Origin of the sequence: Grimontia indica, assembly GCF_000333895.2 — a bacterium.
Taxonomy (GTDB): Bacteria; Pseudomonadota; Gammaproteobacteria; order Enterobacterales; family Vibrionaceae; genus Enterovibrio; species Enterovibrio indicus.
On record NZ_ANFM02000006.1, the window covers coordinates 1 to 16610 of the forward strand.

The window sequence follows — 16610 nt, forward strand, 5'->3', positions numbered from 1 at the left end:
GTTTTATGCTTTGTTGAGGTGTATTTGCTTAGAATGACTAGGCTACACACACCTCGCCGCGCCTAAAACGCTTATAGCGAGAACAAAATTTAACCACCAAAGGTCAACAGCCCCTAGAAAGGGTTCAGGCTTTTCTATTTTTTGGGCAGCTAAGTTATGACGATCAAATTGCTTTGGCTAGCCCGTTTGCTAAGCGACTTACCGCTTCAGCTAATTCTGTTGGTGTCGCGTTAGTGAAGTTCAGGCGAAGTGCCGCTTTTGCCGCTTCAGGTTGCGGATAGAATACCGGGCTTGGAACCACTGCTACCCCGTCTTTTAACAGTTCTTTAGCCAGTTCGAAGGTGTCGCAGTTTGGCAGCGTCACCCACACAAACATACCCCCATCTACCTGTTTTACTTCACAGCCGTTCGGCAGCTTTTTCAACAATTCTGAATACAAGGTTTCATAGCGTGATTTATAAAGCGTGCGAATCGTATCAATGTGATACTCAAAGTTGTCATGTTTCAGAAGACCCAGCAAGAGTGCCTGCATTGGCACGCTGGAATGTAGATCCGCACCTTGTTTGATTTTGATAAGAGGTTCCAGATAGCTGCGTTTGCCGCTAACAATACCTACACGTAAACCAGGAGAGGCAATTTTAGAGAAAGAACGAAGCACGATTGAGTGCTGCGGACAGAAATCAGAAACCAGTGGAATCGCTTCGCCCGAAAAACGCAATTCGCGGTATGGGGCATCTTCAATCAGAGCCACATTGTATTGCTCGCAGAGCGCTGCAACCTGTTTACGGGTTTCCAGTGACCAACACACACCCGTTGGGTTGTGGAAATCTGGTACCGCGTAAAACATTTTTGGTGACTGCTCATAGAACACAGTGCGCAAGGCTTCGATATCAGGGCCGAACTCGGTTTGCGGAACCGTCACGATGTCTGCCTGAACCAGTCCGAATACCTGCATTGCACCCAGATAGCTAGGTGCTTCCATGACAACTTTATCACCAGGGTTCACGTAAGCGCGGGCAATCAGGTCGAGTCCTTGCTGTGAACCGGTGCAAGCCATCGCAATGTGTGTATCAGGCAGTTGGAAGTAATCAGTCAGGAAGTTCAACAGCGGCGTATAACCCGCGGTGGCCCCGTATTGAAAGACTTCTGGCATCTCAGAAAGGGTTTCGAGTGTTGGCTTCATCAGATCAATGGGAAATGTCTTTTCATCAGGCAAACCACCTGCCAGTGAAATAACATTCTTATCTGATGCCGCAGCAAGAATTTCACGAATGTACGAAGACGGGGTCTGTTGAAGAGACTTAGCGATTTCCATGTTTGCACCTGATTGAGTTTTTATTATTGGCCCAATTAAGGGGATTGAATCATATTACTCCTCGTTGATTGTTTTCGTATGTCTGTTTATGCTCTTAAACATGTCCATTTATGCTATTTCCATTAATGAGCCAACAGCATATTTCGCGCATCAATGATGTGCTCTATTACATTCACAAAGATATCAGCCGTGACTTACCTGCAAAGGAGCTGGCTGATGTAGCCGCGTATTCAGAGCAACACTTTCACCGTATTTTTAAGAGTGTGGTAGGTGAGTCTATTCATCAGTACATCCGAAGAACGCGTATGGAGTATGCAGCGAATCAGTTGATGTTCGATGCAGGATCATCCGTACTAGAGATTGCCAATAAATGTGGCTTTAATTCGGTGTCCTCTTTTAGCCGCGCGTTCAAAGCGACTTTTCATGTCGCGCCGGGAGAGTGGCGTAAACATGAACTGGAAGGGGATGAGAAGCCTTATTTACGCGATCCTGAAGTGGCGGCGGGTTATCACAGAGTATCAACCCGACAACTACCGGAACCCAAAATTGTCGAAGTGCCGGAGCGTTTCGCAGCATATGTGCGCCATGTTGGTTACAACCGCTCGATTAAGAACGCTTGGCGTGTAATGAAAGCTTGGGCGAACGCAGAAGGACGGGATGACAGTATTCAGTTTGGTTTGCATCACTCCAATCCAGCTTGGGTTGAACTGGATAAATGCCGCTATGTTGCCTGCATTGCCATTGATAAGCCCATCAAAGTGCGTGGGGTGGTGAATCAACTGGTGATTCCCGGAGGATTGCACGCGGTATTCAGGCTAACGGGCGTTTACGGAGAATTGCTGCCACAAATCAGTAAGGTGTTGGAACAATGGCTTCCAGCTTCTGGGTTCAAACTGAACTCGACACCAGCATACGTTCATTATCATAAGAATCATTTTCTTAATGAAGATGAACGGTTCGAACTCGATTTCTATCTTCCTATCAGTTTCTATTAGTTACGCAAAAAACAGAAACAAGAAAGCCGCCAAGTTTGGCGGCTTTCTGATTTTATTCTCTGGTTCACGCAGTTTGAGGTTTAGGCTGATAACGGCCTGGTTTGTGGTTCATTGCCAGTATCAGATTGGTGGAAATAGCGCCAACGACAGACAAGGCGATTAACCAGAAATCAACAATAAACAGCGACATCACCACAATAGTGCAGTCCAGCGCCATTTGTACCTTTCCAGCGCGGATGCCGAAACGTTCCTGCAAATAAAGGGCGAGAATGTTGAATCCACCCAGACTCATCTTATGTCGGAAGATCACCAACATACCGATACCAATTAACCCACCGCCCAGAATCGCAGCATAGAAAGGGTCGATGCGCGCAATTTCAATGACGTGGTGAAGATGATCGACAGCGACAGAAACAATGGTCACTGCGATAAAGGTGTTGAGAGTGAATCGCCAACCCATTCGCATGACAGAAAGAATGTAAAACGGCAGGTTCAGAACGAAGAATATTTGCCCGAAACTGAAAGTGCTGACTTTGGTCAGGAAGATGGCGAGTCCTGCTGTACCACCAGTCAGTAGCCCGACCTTATTAAAAAAGATGACGCCAAGAGAAACGAGCGCACTGCCGAGCAACAATGCCAACAGGTTTTCTCTCAGACTATGTTCCTTATCCATGATGTAGATTCCTTCCTTGGGTCGCCGCCAAAAAGAAAAGAGCAGCGAAAAACAGGGCACAAGATGCGGAAATCAGGTCTGAAAGTCGAGATTGAACAGTAGATTGGGTCGTTTGATAGTGTGGAGCAAGATTTACACTTCCTGTACACGTGCCATGAGAATTGGGCGAGATAGGAACCACAAAAACTTGTACAAGGCTTAGTTTTTGTATCACTTATGCGAGGGGGAGGCAGTCTCTATGAATATATAGTCTTGCCTATTTTTCTTTTTATGCATTGTCGTATAGCTTTACCACCGGACTCGTAAAAATGTTGCACATGACGTTGTTGTGCATGAAATCATTTTAGGAATCCGGGAGATGGTTCTTTTTCCATCAAGTTCGTTCTAAAAAAGTTGGTGTGTGCTGGATGAACAACAATAACGCTACAAGACATCTATTCACCAAGTTTATATCTCGATCCGTTGAAGGCGTCTGGAGCCCATTACGTGCGTTACGCGATGGCATGTTGTGGTTGGTGCCTTGCCTGATCCTTTCCAACACATTGGTGTTCATTTCCAGTCTGCTCGATTTCTTCGGGTTCTATGCGCCAACACTGCAAGCGAACCTGACTGAACTCTCCGCGATGCTCGTTGAGCTCTATCCCTATTTTTTTGCAGCATCGATTAGCTCGATGTATGCGATTTACTGGCGATTGGCGAGGCCGCCGGTGGTTATACTGAACATGGCTTACGTTGCTGTGACTGCGCAAGTCATGGGCGGTGACGACAAAGCCGTGGATACCTTGTTGCTCTTCGTCGGTTTAACTTTGCCGCTCTACGCTGTGCCTCTGCTTTCAAAGACTAAACGCTTCCGGTGGACTCGCATCCTCAACAGCGAAATAGCCGGAAAACCTGTAAAAGACTCGATGAATTTGATGCTTCCCGGTGTCATCGTTGCGGGCTTTGTTGCCTTGGTGGCGATGGGGTTGTCTTGGGTTTACCACCTGTTCGATGTCGAAATCATGCTGCAAACGTTACACAACACAGATTTCGAAAATGAACCCATTGAATCAGGTGCGATTTTCACCACTTTGAACTCCGTGTTTTGGTTTCTGGGCATCCACGGATACTATGCATTGACACCACTTGTTGAGCCTCTGGTTCATGCGTTGGAAGTCAACCGCAGCACGGTGATGGCAGGGGGTGAAGCACCCAACGTGATGAACCTTTCGACCATGGCATTGTTTGTCTTTGTTGGCGGAGCAGGCTCCACGCTCGGGCTTGCCATTGCGGTGCTGATCTTCTCTAAGAACACCAAAATGCGCCTGATCGCGCTGACAAGCATTCCGCTTGGACTGTTCAATATCAACGAACTGCTGTTGTTTGGCTTGCCCATCATATTTAACCTACGTCTGTTTTTACCTTTCTTACTCACACCTCTGATTAACATGTGGGTGGCGGTTTTGGTGTTGCAGACTGGCTTGGTCACGGTGCCTTACACCTTGGCGCCGCTCACCAGTCCGGTCGTGATCAACGCGTACATTGCAACTGGCGGAGATTTAGCGGCAGTGGCTTTCCAAATCGCCATTGTTGTGATGAATATCTTTGTCTATCTGCCGTTTTTAAAAATGCAGGAGAAAGAGGCGAGCAAACAGAATGTCTATCTGCCTTCTCTTGATACGACGTATACCCGTAAGGAAGAAGAGGCCTATGTCCTCTCTTTTGATCCGGTGAGAGAATCTTTGCTTCGTCTCAGAGAGATTGAAGTCACACAACTGCAGATGGAATCCTTCTCTCACCGCGAATTCTTTTTGGAGTTTCAGCCTCAAATCAGCTGTGAAACCCGCAGGGTAGTGGGTGTAGAAGCACTTATCCGAGTCAAAGATGAAGATGGCAACGTCGAGCTGCCCGGTGAGTTTCTTCCGTTTTTTGAAAAAGCCAAGATGCTGAGTGACATCGATATGTGGGTCGTGGATAAATGTGTCGATCAATGCCATATCTGGATGGGACAGGGGCTGGAAATACCGATCAGCGTGAACATCACGGCGGATACGCTGGCCAACAAAAGCCGGATAGACAGGATAGTGAACCGGATAAGCAGTGTGCCTGGTTTAATCCACTTTGAAATTACAGAAGACGCCTTGTTGGGCAATGAAAAAATGGTGGGAGAGTCCATTCGTCGGCTGCATAAAGTGGGGGCATCCGTCCATATTGATGACTTTGGCACTGGATACAGCTCGTTGAGCTATCTGAACCGCTTTGATATCGATGCGCTGAAAATTGACCGGAGCTTCGTTCTCGCTTTGGCAAATGACAGAGGCCAAAAAGTCTTTAATGGATTAATCGCCATTGCCAACGAGCTTGGTATGAAAATCATTGTGGAAGGTGTGGAAACCGAAGAGCAGTACAGCTACGTCGCCCGAAAACACGATATTAAGGTTCAAGGTTGGTACTTTTCGCGTTCACTGGCAGCGAATGACTTTCTCGAGTTTTCATCAAATCGCAGACTAGCTTGAAAAAAATTGCCCCTTTAAAGGGGCAGGATAGAAGACATTGATTTGGGCTAGAAGGCCATCGTATTGAAGAAACAGCCCAATCAATATCGAAGGGCTTATTTTAAACCCCGAGACAATACTGGCATAGGCGTTAGGGGAAATATCGGCGGAAATTGAACGGTATATCAAACAGTTCTGGGCGAAAAGTGTGAGAGGATGGTATAGGCTTTCTGAACTAATACTTTACTGTTTTAGAAAAAGAAAACCCGGCCACTGACCGGGTTTGTTGGTTTAACTCGTTGACTTAAGACAGTGAACCAAATCCTAACAAGTCATTACCGTTTAATGCCACGTCTTCAGCGTCCGTCCAGATGGTGATCGTCGAACCAGTCGAGCTCTCAAAGACATACGCATCCAGTTCGTCAGCTTGGGCGTCGGTGAGTCCCATGAAGTTAATCATCTCAGCAGACAGTTCCGCTGTTGGTGCGGAAGCAGAGTCGTAAACCCAGCCTTTCGCATCCAGATTGAACGCATCATCACCTTCACCAAGGTAAGCAACGAAACCATTCCAATCGCCAGGGTTAACCAAAGACGCTGACTGGAACGGGTCTGACTGTGCCTGAATGGCGAAAGCATTGGCAGTGATTGTTTGATTGCCTTCATCACCTACCACAGCTTCTACCTGTGCAATCGGCTTGAGGCCTGAGGTCAAACCGTACGTCACACCAGTGAAATCAACATTGGCGTCGCCTTCCACAATCAATTTGTCGAAGCCACGGTCACCGATGTAAATGTTGCCTTTCTCTTTCAGGAAGCTCAGGTCAGAGAAGTCTTCCTGGTCGAAGTAAAGGGTATCATTACCTTCACTGCCCACATAGATATCCATGCCTGTGCCACCATCCAGTGCGAAGTCATCTTCGTAACCCGCCTGAAGGTAGTCGTTACCCGCGCCGCCATAAAGGCTGTCACTGCCAAGGCCACCTTGGAGGATATCGTCGCCGTCACCGCCGTAAATGAAATCGTCGCCCGCGCCGCCAAACAGCACGTCGTTACCAGCGCCGCCGAAAATGATGTCATCACCGCCTTCGCCATAGATGGTGTCGTCTCCGTCACCACCGTCGATGGCATCGTTACCACTTGCCAGAGAAGGATCAACGTCGATCTTGACGGTTTCAACGGTCGAAACGTTGAGGTTGTAGACGGTATCGTCAAAGTCATGATCACCAAGGTTTTTCAAATCTTCCCAGTAGAAGCGGTTGCCGCCTTCCAGATGATGGTCCTTACCATCCTGATTCAGGGAAGCTTCCGAGAAGTACACCCAGTTAGTGTGCACGGTACCTTGAGAAATGACCGGGTTGGAAATATCAGAAAGGTTCAGGGCAACTTCACCCACATCAAAACCTTTCCAAGCACCATCGACGATCAGGAAGGTGCTCAGACTTACTGCGCCTTCGGTCTCAATTTGAATCACGCGGTTTTCACTGTGATCTTTCTCGTGCATTTGCTTAACGTTTGCTATGACCACATAGGCTCCGATCACGTTGCCATCTGCGTCATGCAGCATGTAGCCCACGCTGCTCTGGTAGCCTGTGCCATGGCTGAAATCGCTGAAATCGAGCTCAATGGTGTCTTGGTTAGCAATGTCATACGAGCCGTTTTCGGTGGTGATACGCGTTTTCTGCAATACAGTGGTGTGTAGGTCATCGCTTTGAATACCTGTGTCACCATAAATCAGGTCATCACCGCTTTCGCCGCGGATAACATCATCACCCAGACCACCCTGAATGGTGTCATTGTCTGCACCGCCGTAGATATTGTCGTTGTAGGTGACTGAAGAAACACCGCCATTTAGGCCGTTCGACTCAGAGCCTTTCACGACATCCAGCGTGTACGCGGTGTCGTTCATGTCTTTGTCGCCAAGGTTCCACAAGTCTTCCCAGGCTTCCTGGTTGCCCACATTGACTTTGTGATCTTTACCGTCTGCGTTTTCCTCTGTTTCAGAGAAATAGACCCAGTCAGTTTTCACTGTGCCAGTTTCCGTGGTTTGGGAAACGATTGGCTTGTAGGCATCAAGGTCGAAGTTCACTTCACCAGCTTCAAAGCCTTTGTGGTGGCCATCGACGATGATGAAAGTGCCGAGTTCAACACCGCCTTCCGTGTCTACATCCACAATCAGTGAATCCACGTCTTTGACATTTGGGGCAACGATAACCGCTTTGATGACGTTGCCGTCTTCATCGCGGATGTAATAACCGATACTGCTCTTGTAGCCAGTACTGTGAGCAAACTCTGAGAAGTTCAGGGTAACAGTTGATTCGCCACTGATGTCGTACATGCCGTCTGGCGTGTCAGCAAACTCCGGTGCTGATGAGTTATCGAACACGTTCAGGTTGTAAACTGTGTCATCAAAATCATGATCGCCCAGGTTGTTCAGGTCTTCCCAGTAGAAGCGGTTACCGCCCTCAGCCAGATGGTCTTTTCCATCTTTGTTCAGCGATTCGTCTGAGAAGTAAATCCAGTCCGTGTGAACATTACCTTGAGCAACAGAAGGGACTGCGGCGTCGGAGATTTCGATAGACACTTCACCAATGTCGAAGCCTTTCCATGCACCATCAACGATGATGAAAGTGCTCAGTGATGCCGCGCCTTCGGTATCGATATCCAGTACATAGCTGTCGCCCATGTGCTTAACGTTAGCGATAGCAATATAAGCATTGATGATGTTTCCATCGGCGTCTTTCAGCATGTAACCAATACTGTTTTGGTATCCGGTGCCATGTGAAAAATCACTGAAATCAAGCGTGACACTGCTTGAACCAGAGACATCATAGCTACCTTCATCTCCCTTCAAACGGGTTGCTGGTGCAGGCTCAACGGCTTGCACTTCTTTTCCGCCTTGATTGTCACCAAAAATACGGTCTTCGCCAGCACCGCCGTAAATGGTGTCGTTGCCCAATCCACCGTAGATGGTGTCATTACCATCACCGCCAGAAATCAAATCGTCGTAGCTGTATGAGGTGTTGTTAGTACTATCAGGGCTTTGAACGGATGGTGTTTGTGAGCCTTTCTGAATATCCAGCGTGTAGGCGGTGTCGTTCTTGTCATCATCGCCCAGATTGTGCCAGTCTTCCCATGCTTCACGGTTGCCGACAATCGCCTTGTGCTCTTTACCGTCTGCGTTTTCACTGCTGTCAGAGAAATACAGCCAGTTAGAATCAGCATGGACAGTGCCGGTCTCAGTGGTTTGCGTCACGACGGGTTTGTCACCATCAAAACTCAGGTCTACAGTGCCTGCTTCAAAGCCTTTTTTGTGACCGTCAACGATCAGGAAAGTCCCCAGCTCTACGCCGCCTTCGGTTTCCACATCAACAATCAGTGACTCAACGTTTTTAACGTCCGGCGCAACAACAACGGCTTTAACCACATTCCCGTCTTCATCAAGGATGTAGTAACCAACGCTATTGTGGAAGCCTGTGCTGTGAGTGAACTCAGAGAAGTTCAGGGTAATTTCAGTTTCACCGGCAATGTCATACAAGCCAGAGGATTTATCCACAAACTCAGGAGGTGTGGTGTTTTCAAAGACATCCAGGTTGTAAACCGTGTCTCCAAAATCGTGGTCACCGAGATTGTTGAGGTCTTCCCAGTAAAAACGGTTACCGCCTTCCAGCATGTGGTCATGACCATCTTTGTTCAGCGATTGGTTGGAGAAGTAAATCCAGTCTGTTTGATGTTTACCTTGCGACACGGTTGGGACGCTGCCCGAGAGGTCGATATCAACAGCACCGATGTCAAAGCCTTTGCTTGCGCCGTCAACGATCAGGAAAGTACTGAGGGAAACCGCACCTTCCGTATCGATGTCGAGTTTCAGGCTCTCACCCAAGTCGTGCTCATGCATTTGCTTTACATTCGAAATGGCAACGTAAGAACCAATGATATTGCCGTCCGCATCCTGCAACATGTAACCGATACTGCTGTGGAAACCCGTGCTGTGAGAAAAGTCGCTGAAATCCAGAGTGACGCTTGCTTGACCAGATACGTCATAGGTGCCATCAGTGGTCGTAATACGGCCATCGGTTGCGACAGTCTTGGTGAGCGATAGGTTGTATGCGGTGTCGTTTTTGTCGTTATCGCCGAGGTTGTACATGTCTTCCCATGACTCGCGATTACCGACAATAGCTTTGTGATCTTTACTGTCCTGATTCACATCTTGCTGTGAAAAGTAAACCCAGTCAGTGGAAACCGTGCCCGTGGCTGTTGTTTGTGAAACGACAGGCTTGCTGCCGTCGAAGTTGAAATCGACGTCACCGGCTTCAAAACCTTTTGAGCTGCCATCGACGATAATGAATGTGCCGAGATTCGCGCCGCCGAGGGTGTCAATGTTCACTTCAAGCGATTCAAGATCTTTCACATTTGGTGCGATAACAACAGACTTGATGACATTACCTTCCGCGTATGTAATGTAGTAACCGATGCTCGTGTTGTAGCCTGTGCTGTGAGTGAAATCTGAAAGGTTGAGTGTGACTTGCGTGGCGTCACTGATGTCATAGAGGCCATCGTTGTCAGCGAAGGTAATATCGCTGCCTTCGCTTTGCTGTGAGCCATCAGTGACTTCACCGTCACCGAAAATCACATCATCGCCACCTTGTCCTAAAAGAATATCGTTACCGGCATAGCCAGTAATACGATCCGCTTCGTTCGTACCTGAAATAAAATCTTGTCCTGTTGTGCCAATAATATCAGCCATTGAAGCCTCTCCTTAATGAGGTCAAATCATCCAATGTCAGTCGGGCACAAGTTCGTATTTTTTTGCTTGTTGTTGCCCAACCTCAGTCAATCGAGTGCTTTTTAACATCAGGGCAAACACTGGAATATGGCTGGACTTGAAAATGAGAGAAAATTGGACCTAATGATAGGCTGGAACTGGGCGCAAAGTATGAGTAAAGACTAGGCTGATTTTGAAGGGGGTGTTCTTTCTAACTATTTGAAAAGATATAAAAAATCTAGGCATGCTTGACGGTTTATTTCCTGGCCATCGATGGGTGGTGACTGTATTTCTAGACGTGGCAGGGTACGTCAAAAATCAGAGTGCTTAACGACTCTACACTGATCATTTCATCAGCAGAAATGGCCAATTGCATGGCAATAATGCGGTTATAAAGCGACCAATGCTTAAGTAGCAGCTTGTCTTGGTCATCACCGCACTCAGGCCAGGTTTCTGCCATCATCGGGCGCAAGCTGGTGGCGGCATGAACGGTTTGCAGCATCTGCCATTTCATTTCCCACATATCGACGGGCTTTTCTGGATTATCGCGGTTGTATTCATCAAACAGCGAAGAGAAAGCGGCGGAAAACTCATCTTTTGAGCGCAGGAAGTAACGCAACAATGCGTCGTCGTCTTGTCGGACTGCGTCCGCAATAAACTGGATTGGGCGAGGGTGAACCAGCGTAAATGCACTCATGTAAGACAGAAAGTGATAGACACGTTGGGCGCTGGTGTATGACTCGGGAAGATAGTTGATGATGGCGGTAATGTAACGTTGCATGAAGTCATCCATACCGTCACTTACTGCTTGCCAGATCTGCTCTTTGCTACCGAAGTGGTGGCGGATCAGACTGTGTGAAACACCTGCTTTTTCGCTGATATTTCTGAGTGATACGCGCTCAAAACCCTGCTCGGCAAACATATCTGCTGCTGCATGGAGAATATCGCATTTCGTCTTTTCTGCTGCTTCCGCACTACGACGGCCTTGCTTTCGTTCTTGCATATCTGTCTGCAGTTTCCCCTAAAACACTGTGCATATTTACCAGATCCCAGAAAAGGACTCCAATATTTTTACTATACACGTGGAAAATATATTGATCTGTTCGTATTCAGTCTTATACTGCACAGGTGTGTAATATAAACCTATGGAGTGAGTGTTGTGCGATATCAACGAATGAAACGCACCCTCGGAAATGTCCTTGCCCTGCTTGTCATGGCGGGATTGTTGTCAGGATGCAATGAAGCTGTCTCTGAAACGCCGGAACCTATGCCAGTGAAGCCTGTAAAGCTCTTGGCAGTGGAAGATTATGTGCTCTCCAGTTCGGATAACTTCCTGGCTGAAATTGACGCGACAAACCGTGCACAGCTTTCTTTTCAGGTGGGTGGTGAAGTCCAGCAACTGAATGTGCGAATGGGACAGCGCGTTGCTAAAGGCGATGTGCTTGCAACGCTGGATGACAGTGATCTGACTTTATCTCTCGATTCGGCGAAAGCCAGTTATTCACTGGCGCGCACTCAATGGGAACGCTCTCAGCGCCTTTACGCGAAAAAGTTGGTGAGCACTGATGTGTATGAGCAGGCGGAAACCAACTACAAAGCGGAGCGCGCCCGTTATGAGCAAGCTAGAACTGAGCTGGGGTACACCCAGTTGGTAGCGCCGTTTGATGGTGTCGTTTCCTACACCTTCGTCAAACCGAGTCAAGTAGTTGCCGCGAAACAGCAAATCCTGAACATCATCGACAATGCGAAGCTGGATGTGTCTTTCACTATGCCAGTCAGCTTTGTGGAGAGAATGGGGATTGCCAACCTGTCAGCCCAAACCATGTGGCTTTCTCTGGATAGCGAACCCAACGTAAAAATCCCAGGCGTATTCAAAGAAATCTCGACCCAGCCAAATACCGATACCAATACCTATCAAGCGACCATGACTGTCGTTCGTCCTGAACACCGTAACTTATTGAGCGGCATGACAGGGCAAGTACACATCGCGCGTGCAGAAGCAGGTCTACAACTCTCTTTGCCTGACACTGCGTGGGTCAGTCGCAATGACAATGAGGGGACAGTTTGGGTGATGAACCCATCTACCCATCGCGTCGCAAAAGCGGAAGTATCCCTTACGCCAAAAGGCAAGATTCTTTCTGGTCTGGATGATAAAGATCTGGTGGTTGTCGCCGGTGTTGAAACGCTTCATGAAGGTCAGGAAGTGAAAGCATGGGAACGTGAGGAAGGGATTTAATGAAAGTAAAAGCACTCACTGCCGCCATGATTGGCGCGCTTATGCTGACCGGCTGTCAGACTGAAGAACAGAACGTGACGGCGTCACCTTTATATGTGTCAACCGTGCAGGTTGATGCTCCCGTGAAGAACCAATTCCGCACCTTTAAAGGGGAAGTGGTGCCTGCGGAAAAAACACCTATCGCGTTTCGAAGCACTGGAGAACTCCGCGAAGTCTACGTGAAAGCCGGCGACCATGTAGAAGTGGGTCAGTTGATTGCACGTCTTGATGACAACGCCGTCCGTCAAACTTACAACGATGCGAAAGCGCGATACACCCTGGCTTCCCGACAGCTTGAGCGTGGACGTGGTTTACGTTCAAACGAAATGATTTCAGAAGCGGAACTGGATGAGCTTCAAGCCAATGCGCAATTAGCCCGAGCCCAGTTTGCTTTAGCGCAAAATCAGTTGAAATACACTGAACTCAAAGCGCCATTCACAGGCACGGTTTCTGATGTGCCTAAAGAGCGCTTTGAGCGAGTTCAGGCAGGTGAGCCAGTGGTAAACCTGTATCAGGACGGCAAGGTCTATGTGCAGATTGAGCTTTCTGACAATCTGCTATCGATGATCAACCCAACCGGTGAACGCATTCCTTACACACCGCAAGTGACCTTCTCTGGCATCGATGGTGATTATCAAATGCGTTATCTCGAACACACCAGCGAACCGAACGAACAAACGGGTAGCTACGAAATGTGGCTTTCCATGGCGCAGGTTTCACCTGAAATTTTACCGGGTACGTCTGCAACTATATCTGTCGATATGGTGCAGGCCGGTATCTTGGCGGTTGATGGCTACAAAGTGCCGATGACGGTACTTCAAGCCGGTGATGAGAAGGGGCGTTTCTATGTGTGGAAACTCAAAGACGATCAGGTCAATCGCATTGAAGTGGCCGTTTCAGAAGTGACAGGTGATGGCGCCATTGTCGCGTCTGGCATTTCTGAGGGAGACATTCTGGTGAACTCAAACCTGCGCAAACTGCGTGAGGGTAAAAAGGTTGAGGCGACGGAGAAAAGTAACGGATGAACATCGCTGAATATTCAATAAAAAACAAAGTCATCAGCTGGCTTTTCATCGTCATCCTGGCGGTTGGTGGTGTGTTCTCTTTCCTTGATTTGGGACGACTCGAAGACCCTGCGTTTACGATTAAAGATGCCATGATAGTCGCAACTTATCCGGGTGCGACACCAAAAGAGGTCGAAGAAGAACTGACGTATCCGTTGGAGAAAGAAATCCGTCGTTTGCCTTACATCGACAAAATCACGTCCACATCCTCAAGCGGTATGTCGCAGTTGATGGTGTCGATGAAGATGGATTACGGCCCGGATGAACTCCCCCAAATTTGGGATGAAATGCGCCGCAAGATTAACGATCTTCAACCCTCTCTTCCTAGCGGCGTGAATTCACTCTCTATCATCGATGACTTTGGTGATGTGTTCGGCGTGATGCTGATGCTCACCGGCGATGGGTACGATTATGTAGAGCTAAAGCGCTATGCTGATTACTTGGCCCGAGACCTGGAACTGGTCGAAGGTGTGGGCAAGGTGTCTATCGCGGGTGACCAGCAAGAAATGCTGTTTGTTGAGATTTCTCTCGACCGACTGGCAGCGCTTGATCTGGATATGACCACAGTCTCGTCGCTACTCAATCGCCAGAACAATGTCGTCTCTTCCGGTGAAGTCATGGTGAACGGTGAAAGTCTGGTGATTCGACCAAGTGGTACTTTGACCTCAGTAGAAGCGCTGGAAAACCTGATTATTCACGGCCGTGACACTGGCAATTTGATTCGCCTGAAAGATGTGGCGACAGTGTCGCGTGACATTCAGGAAAAGCCGGGCAATGTCATCAGCTTCAACGGTAAGCCGGCGATCAACATCGGTATTTCATTTGCCTCTGGTGTGAACGTGGTGGAAGTAGGGCAAAGACTGGATGCAGAACTTGAACGTCTGGAGTCGCTCAAACCCGTTGGTATCGAATTGAACCACTTCTATAACCAAGCGGCAGAAGTTGATGCCTCGGTTCAGGACTTTGTGGTGAGTCTGGGGCAGGCGGTGGCGATTGTTATCATCGTGCTGCTGTTCGCCATGGGGATGCGAAGCGGGATCATCATCGGCCTTGTGCTGTTGTTGACTGTGTTCGGTACCTTCATCCTGATGGATTACAACGAGATTGAACTTCACCGAATCTCACTCGGCGCGTTGATCATTGCTCTCGGCATGCTGGTGGATAACGCCATCGTGGTAGTCGAAGGCATATTGGTTGGTCTGAAGAAAGGGCGCACCCGCGTGCAGGCGGCGGCTGACATTGTTAAGCAGACCCAATGGCCTCTGCTTGGCGCAACCGTGATTGCGATTACGGCTTTTGCACCGATTGGTCTTTCAGAAGACGCGACTGGAGAATTCATGGGGTCGCTGTTCTGGGTACTGTGTTATTCACTGTTCCTGAGCTGGGTAACGGCACTGACGATCACTCCTTTCCTTGCGAATCTGTTGCTCAAAGAAGAAGACGCAGCAAGCGAAGATGTTGACCCGTATAAAGGTTGGTTGTTCACCCTGTTTGGTTGGTCGCTGAAGCTGGCGATGCGATTCCGCTGGCTGACAGTGGCAGGCATGATCGCCTTGTTGGTGGCAGCGGTGATGGCGTTCGGCATGGTAAAACAGCAGTTCTTCCCGCCGTCAAACACGCCAATGTTCTACGTCGATCTTTGGATGCCGGAAGGCACAGATATCCGCAAGACAATTGAAGAAACCAAGAAGGTTGAGGATTACGTTCGCAAACAAGACCACATTGATTTTGTGTCGTCTTCTGTAGGTCAGGGTTTGCAGCGTTTTGCGCTGACTTATCAGCCAGAACAAAGCTATGAAGCCTATGCACAGATCCAGATTCGTGCGACGGACCGGGAAAACATGTTCGTGGTATTGCGCCAACTCAATGCAGAGCTTCCACGGGAATTTGATACACCGACATTCCAGTTCAAGTTGATTGAATTCGGACCGTCTCCGGCTTCCAAGATAGAAGCCCGTATCACGGGTGCAGATCCTCAGGTATTGCGTGAAATCGCAGTTCAGGTGGAAGACATTCTTCATACCGATCCGGGTGCGAGAAACATTCGCCATGACTGGCGTGAGCGCACCAAAGAGTTGGTGCCCGTGTTTAACGAGTCCAAGGCTCGACGTCTGGGTATCTCGAAGGAAGATTTGTCGAATACCCTTCAAATGACATTTGGTGGCGCGGCAATTGGTCAGCTTCGTGATGGTACAGACATTTTGCCGATTGTTGGCCGTCTACCAGAGAATGAACGTGTCGATTTCGAATCGATTCAGAACGCGACGATTTGGAGCCCGTCTCTGCAAGCGTATGTGCCCATCGATCAAATCATTGATGGTGTTGAGCTGACGTGGGAAGAGCCACTGATCAAGCGTCGTGACCGCAAACGCACACTGACGGTATTGGCAGACCATGACATTCTGAGTGAGGACACGCCGGCAGCACTGTTGAGCCGTATCCAACCGCAAGTGATGGCGCTGGAATTGCCAGCAGGATATGAGATTAGCTGGGGTGGTGAGTATGAATCTTCCAAAGATGCCCAGGATTCGCTATTTGGCTCGTTGCCGATGGGTTACTTGCTGATGTTTGTTATCACCATGCTACTGTTCAATTCACTGAAAAAGCCGTTAGTTATTTGGTTTACGGTGCCGTTGTCGATTATCGGTGTGGCCTTTGGTCTGTTGCTGTGGAATATGCCATTCAGCTTTACCGCGTTCCTTGGCTTGTTGAGTTTGAGCGGAATGATCCTGAAAAACGGTATCGTACTACTTGACCAAATTAACCTCGAGCTGGATTCGGGCAAAGAGCCCTATCAGGCGATTGTAGACAGTGCGGTAAGCCGTGTTCGTCCAGTAAGCATGGCGGCGCTGACAACCATTCTGGGTTTGATCCCATTGATGTTTGATGCCTTCTTCGGCTCAATGGCGATCACCATTATGGCAGGTCTTGGCTTCGCAACCATTCTGACGCTGATTGTGGTTCCCGTGATGTTCTCTATCCTGTTCGGCATTAAGCCGCCGAAAAAAGTGAAAGAGGCAGAACTCGCACCTGCGGTTTAGTAGGTAGTAAG

At 48.5% G+C, this 16610-nt stretch carries 9 protein-coding genes; 5 read left to right on the forward strand and 4 right to left on the reverse strand.

Annotated elements, in window-relative coordinates; genetic code table 11:
- Nucleotides 1-163: 163 nt before the first annotated feature.
- A complete protein-coding gene (locus tag D515_RS02355) occupies nucleotides 164-1315 on the reverse strand; it encodes an aminotransferase-like domain-containing protein (protein ID WP_002535717.1) in 1152 nt (383 codons plus the stop codon).
- 125 nt (nucleotides 1316-1440) lie between these two features.
- Here D515_RS02355 and D515_RS02360 point away from each other — a divergent pair, with 125 nt between their 5' ends.
- The gene (locus D515_RS02360) at nucleotides 1441-2310 is read left to right on the forward strand and encodes an AraC family transcriptional regulator (protein ID WP_002535718.1); all 870 of its coding nucleotides are present in this window, start codon (nucleotides 1441-1443) and stop codon (nucleotides 2308-2310) included.
- 64 nt (nucleotides 2311-2374) lie between these two features.
- Here D515_RS02360 and D515_RS02365 read toward each other — a convergent pair whose 3' ends face one another.
- Nucleotides 2375-2983, reverse strand: a complete 609-nt coding sequence (locus tag D515_RS02365; RefSeq protein ID WP_002535720.1) for a DUF6198 family protein — start codon at nucleotides 2981-2983, stop codon at nucleotides 2375-2377.
- 407 nt (nucleotides 2984-3390) lie between these two features.
- On the opposite strand from D515_RS02365, the gene D515_RS02370 reads away from it, so the two are divergent.
- Nucleotides 3391-5478 (forward strand): EAL domain-containing protein, encoded by a 2088-nt coding sequence (locus D515_RS02370; RefSeq protein ID WP_002535722.1) that lies wholly within the window; start codon nucleotides 3391-3393, stop codon nucleotides 5476-5478.
- A 283-nt stretch (nucleotides 5479-5761) separates the two neighbouring features.
- Here D515_RS02370 and D515_RS26315 read toward each other — a convergent pair whose 3' ends face one another.
- Both D515_RS26315 and D515_RS02380 read right to left on the reverse strand, forming a co-directional pair.
- Nucleotides 5762-10201, reverse strand: coding sequence for a DUF4114 domain-containing protein (locus D515_RS26315; RefSeq protein ID WP_002535724.1), 4440 nt, complete (start codon nucleotides 10199-10201; stop codon nucleotides 5762-5764).
- Nucleotides 10202-10511: 310 nt separating this feature from the next.
- Nucleotides 10512-11222 (reverse strand): TetR/AcrR family transcriptional regulator, encoded by a 711-nt coding sequence (locus D515_RS02380; protein WP_002535725.1) that lies wholly within the window; start codon nucleotides 11220-11222, stop codon nucleotides 10512-10514.
- 156 nt (nucleotides 11223-11378) lie between these two features.
- Here D515_RS02380 and D515_RS02385 point away from each other — a divergent pair, with 156 nt between their 5' ends.
- The 3 genes from D515_RS02385 to D515_RS02395 are packed head-to-tail and all read left to right on the forward strand — an operon-like array spanning nucleotide 11379 to nucleotide 16599.
- A complete protein-coding gene (locus D515_RS02385) occupies nucleotides 11379-12455 on the forward strand; it encodes an efflux RND transporter periplasmic adaptor subunit (protein ID WP_002535727.1) in 1077 nt (358 codons plus the stop codon).
- The gene (locus tag D515_RS02390) at nucleotides 12455-13519 is read left to right on the forward strand and encodes an efflux RND transporter periplasmic adaptor subunit (RefSeq protein ID WP_039849525.1); all 1065 of its coding nucleotides are present in this window, start codon (nucleotides 12455-12457) and stop codon (nucleotides 13517-13519) included. The genes D515_RS02385 and D515_RS02390 overlap by 1 nt, the downstream gene beginning before the upstream one ends.
- Nucleotides 13516-16599 carry an efflux RND transporter permease subunit gene (locus tag D515_RS02395; RefSeq protein ID WP_002535729.1) on the forward strand — a complete coding sequence of 1028 codons (3084 nt, stop codon included), beginning with the start codon at nucleotides 13516-13518 and terminating at the stop codon, nucleotides 16597-16599. The genes D515_RS02390 and D515_RS02395 overlap by 4 nt, the downstream gene beginning before the upstream one ends.
- Nucleotides 16600-16610: the final 11 nt, after the last annotated feature.

Coding starts and splice junctions, on each gene's coding strand:
- D515_RS26315 (WP_002535724.1), bottom strand. CDS start 10,201: ATGGCTGATATTATTGGCACAACAGGACAAGATTTTATTTCAGGTACG.
- D515_RS02395 (WP_002535729.1), top strand. CDS start 13,516: ATGAACATCGCTGAATATTCAATAAAAAACAAAGTCATCAGCTGGCTT.
- D515_RS02370 (WP_002535722.1), top strand. CDS start 3,391: ATGAACAACAATAACGCTACAAGACATCTATTCACCAAGTTTATATCT.
- D515_RS02390 (WP_039849525.1), top strand. CDS start 12,455: ATGAAAGTAAAAGCACTCACTGCCGCCATGATTGGCGCGCTTATGCTG.
- D515_RS02360 (WP_002535718.1), top strand. CDS start 1,441: ATGAGCCAACAGCATATTTCGCGCATCAATGATGTGCTCTATTACATT.
- D515_RS02355 (WP_002535717.1), bottom strand. CDS start 1,315: ATGGAAATCGCTAAGTCTCTTCAACAGACCCCGTCTTCGTACATTCGT.
- D515_RS02380 (WP_002535725.1), bottom strand. CDS start 11,222: ATGCAAGAACGAAAGCAAGGCCGTCGTAGTGCGGAAGCAGCAGAAAAG.
- D515_RS02365 (WP_002535720.1), bottom strand. CDS start 2,983: ATGGATAAGGAACATAGTCTGAGAGAAAACCTGTTGGCATTGTTGCTC.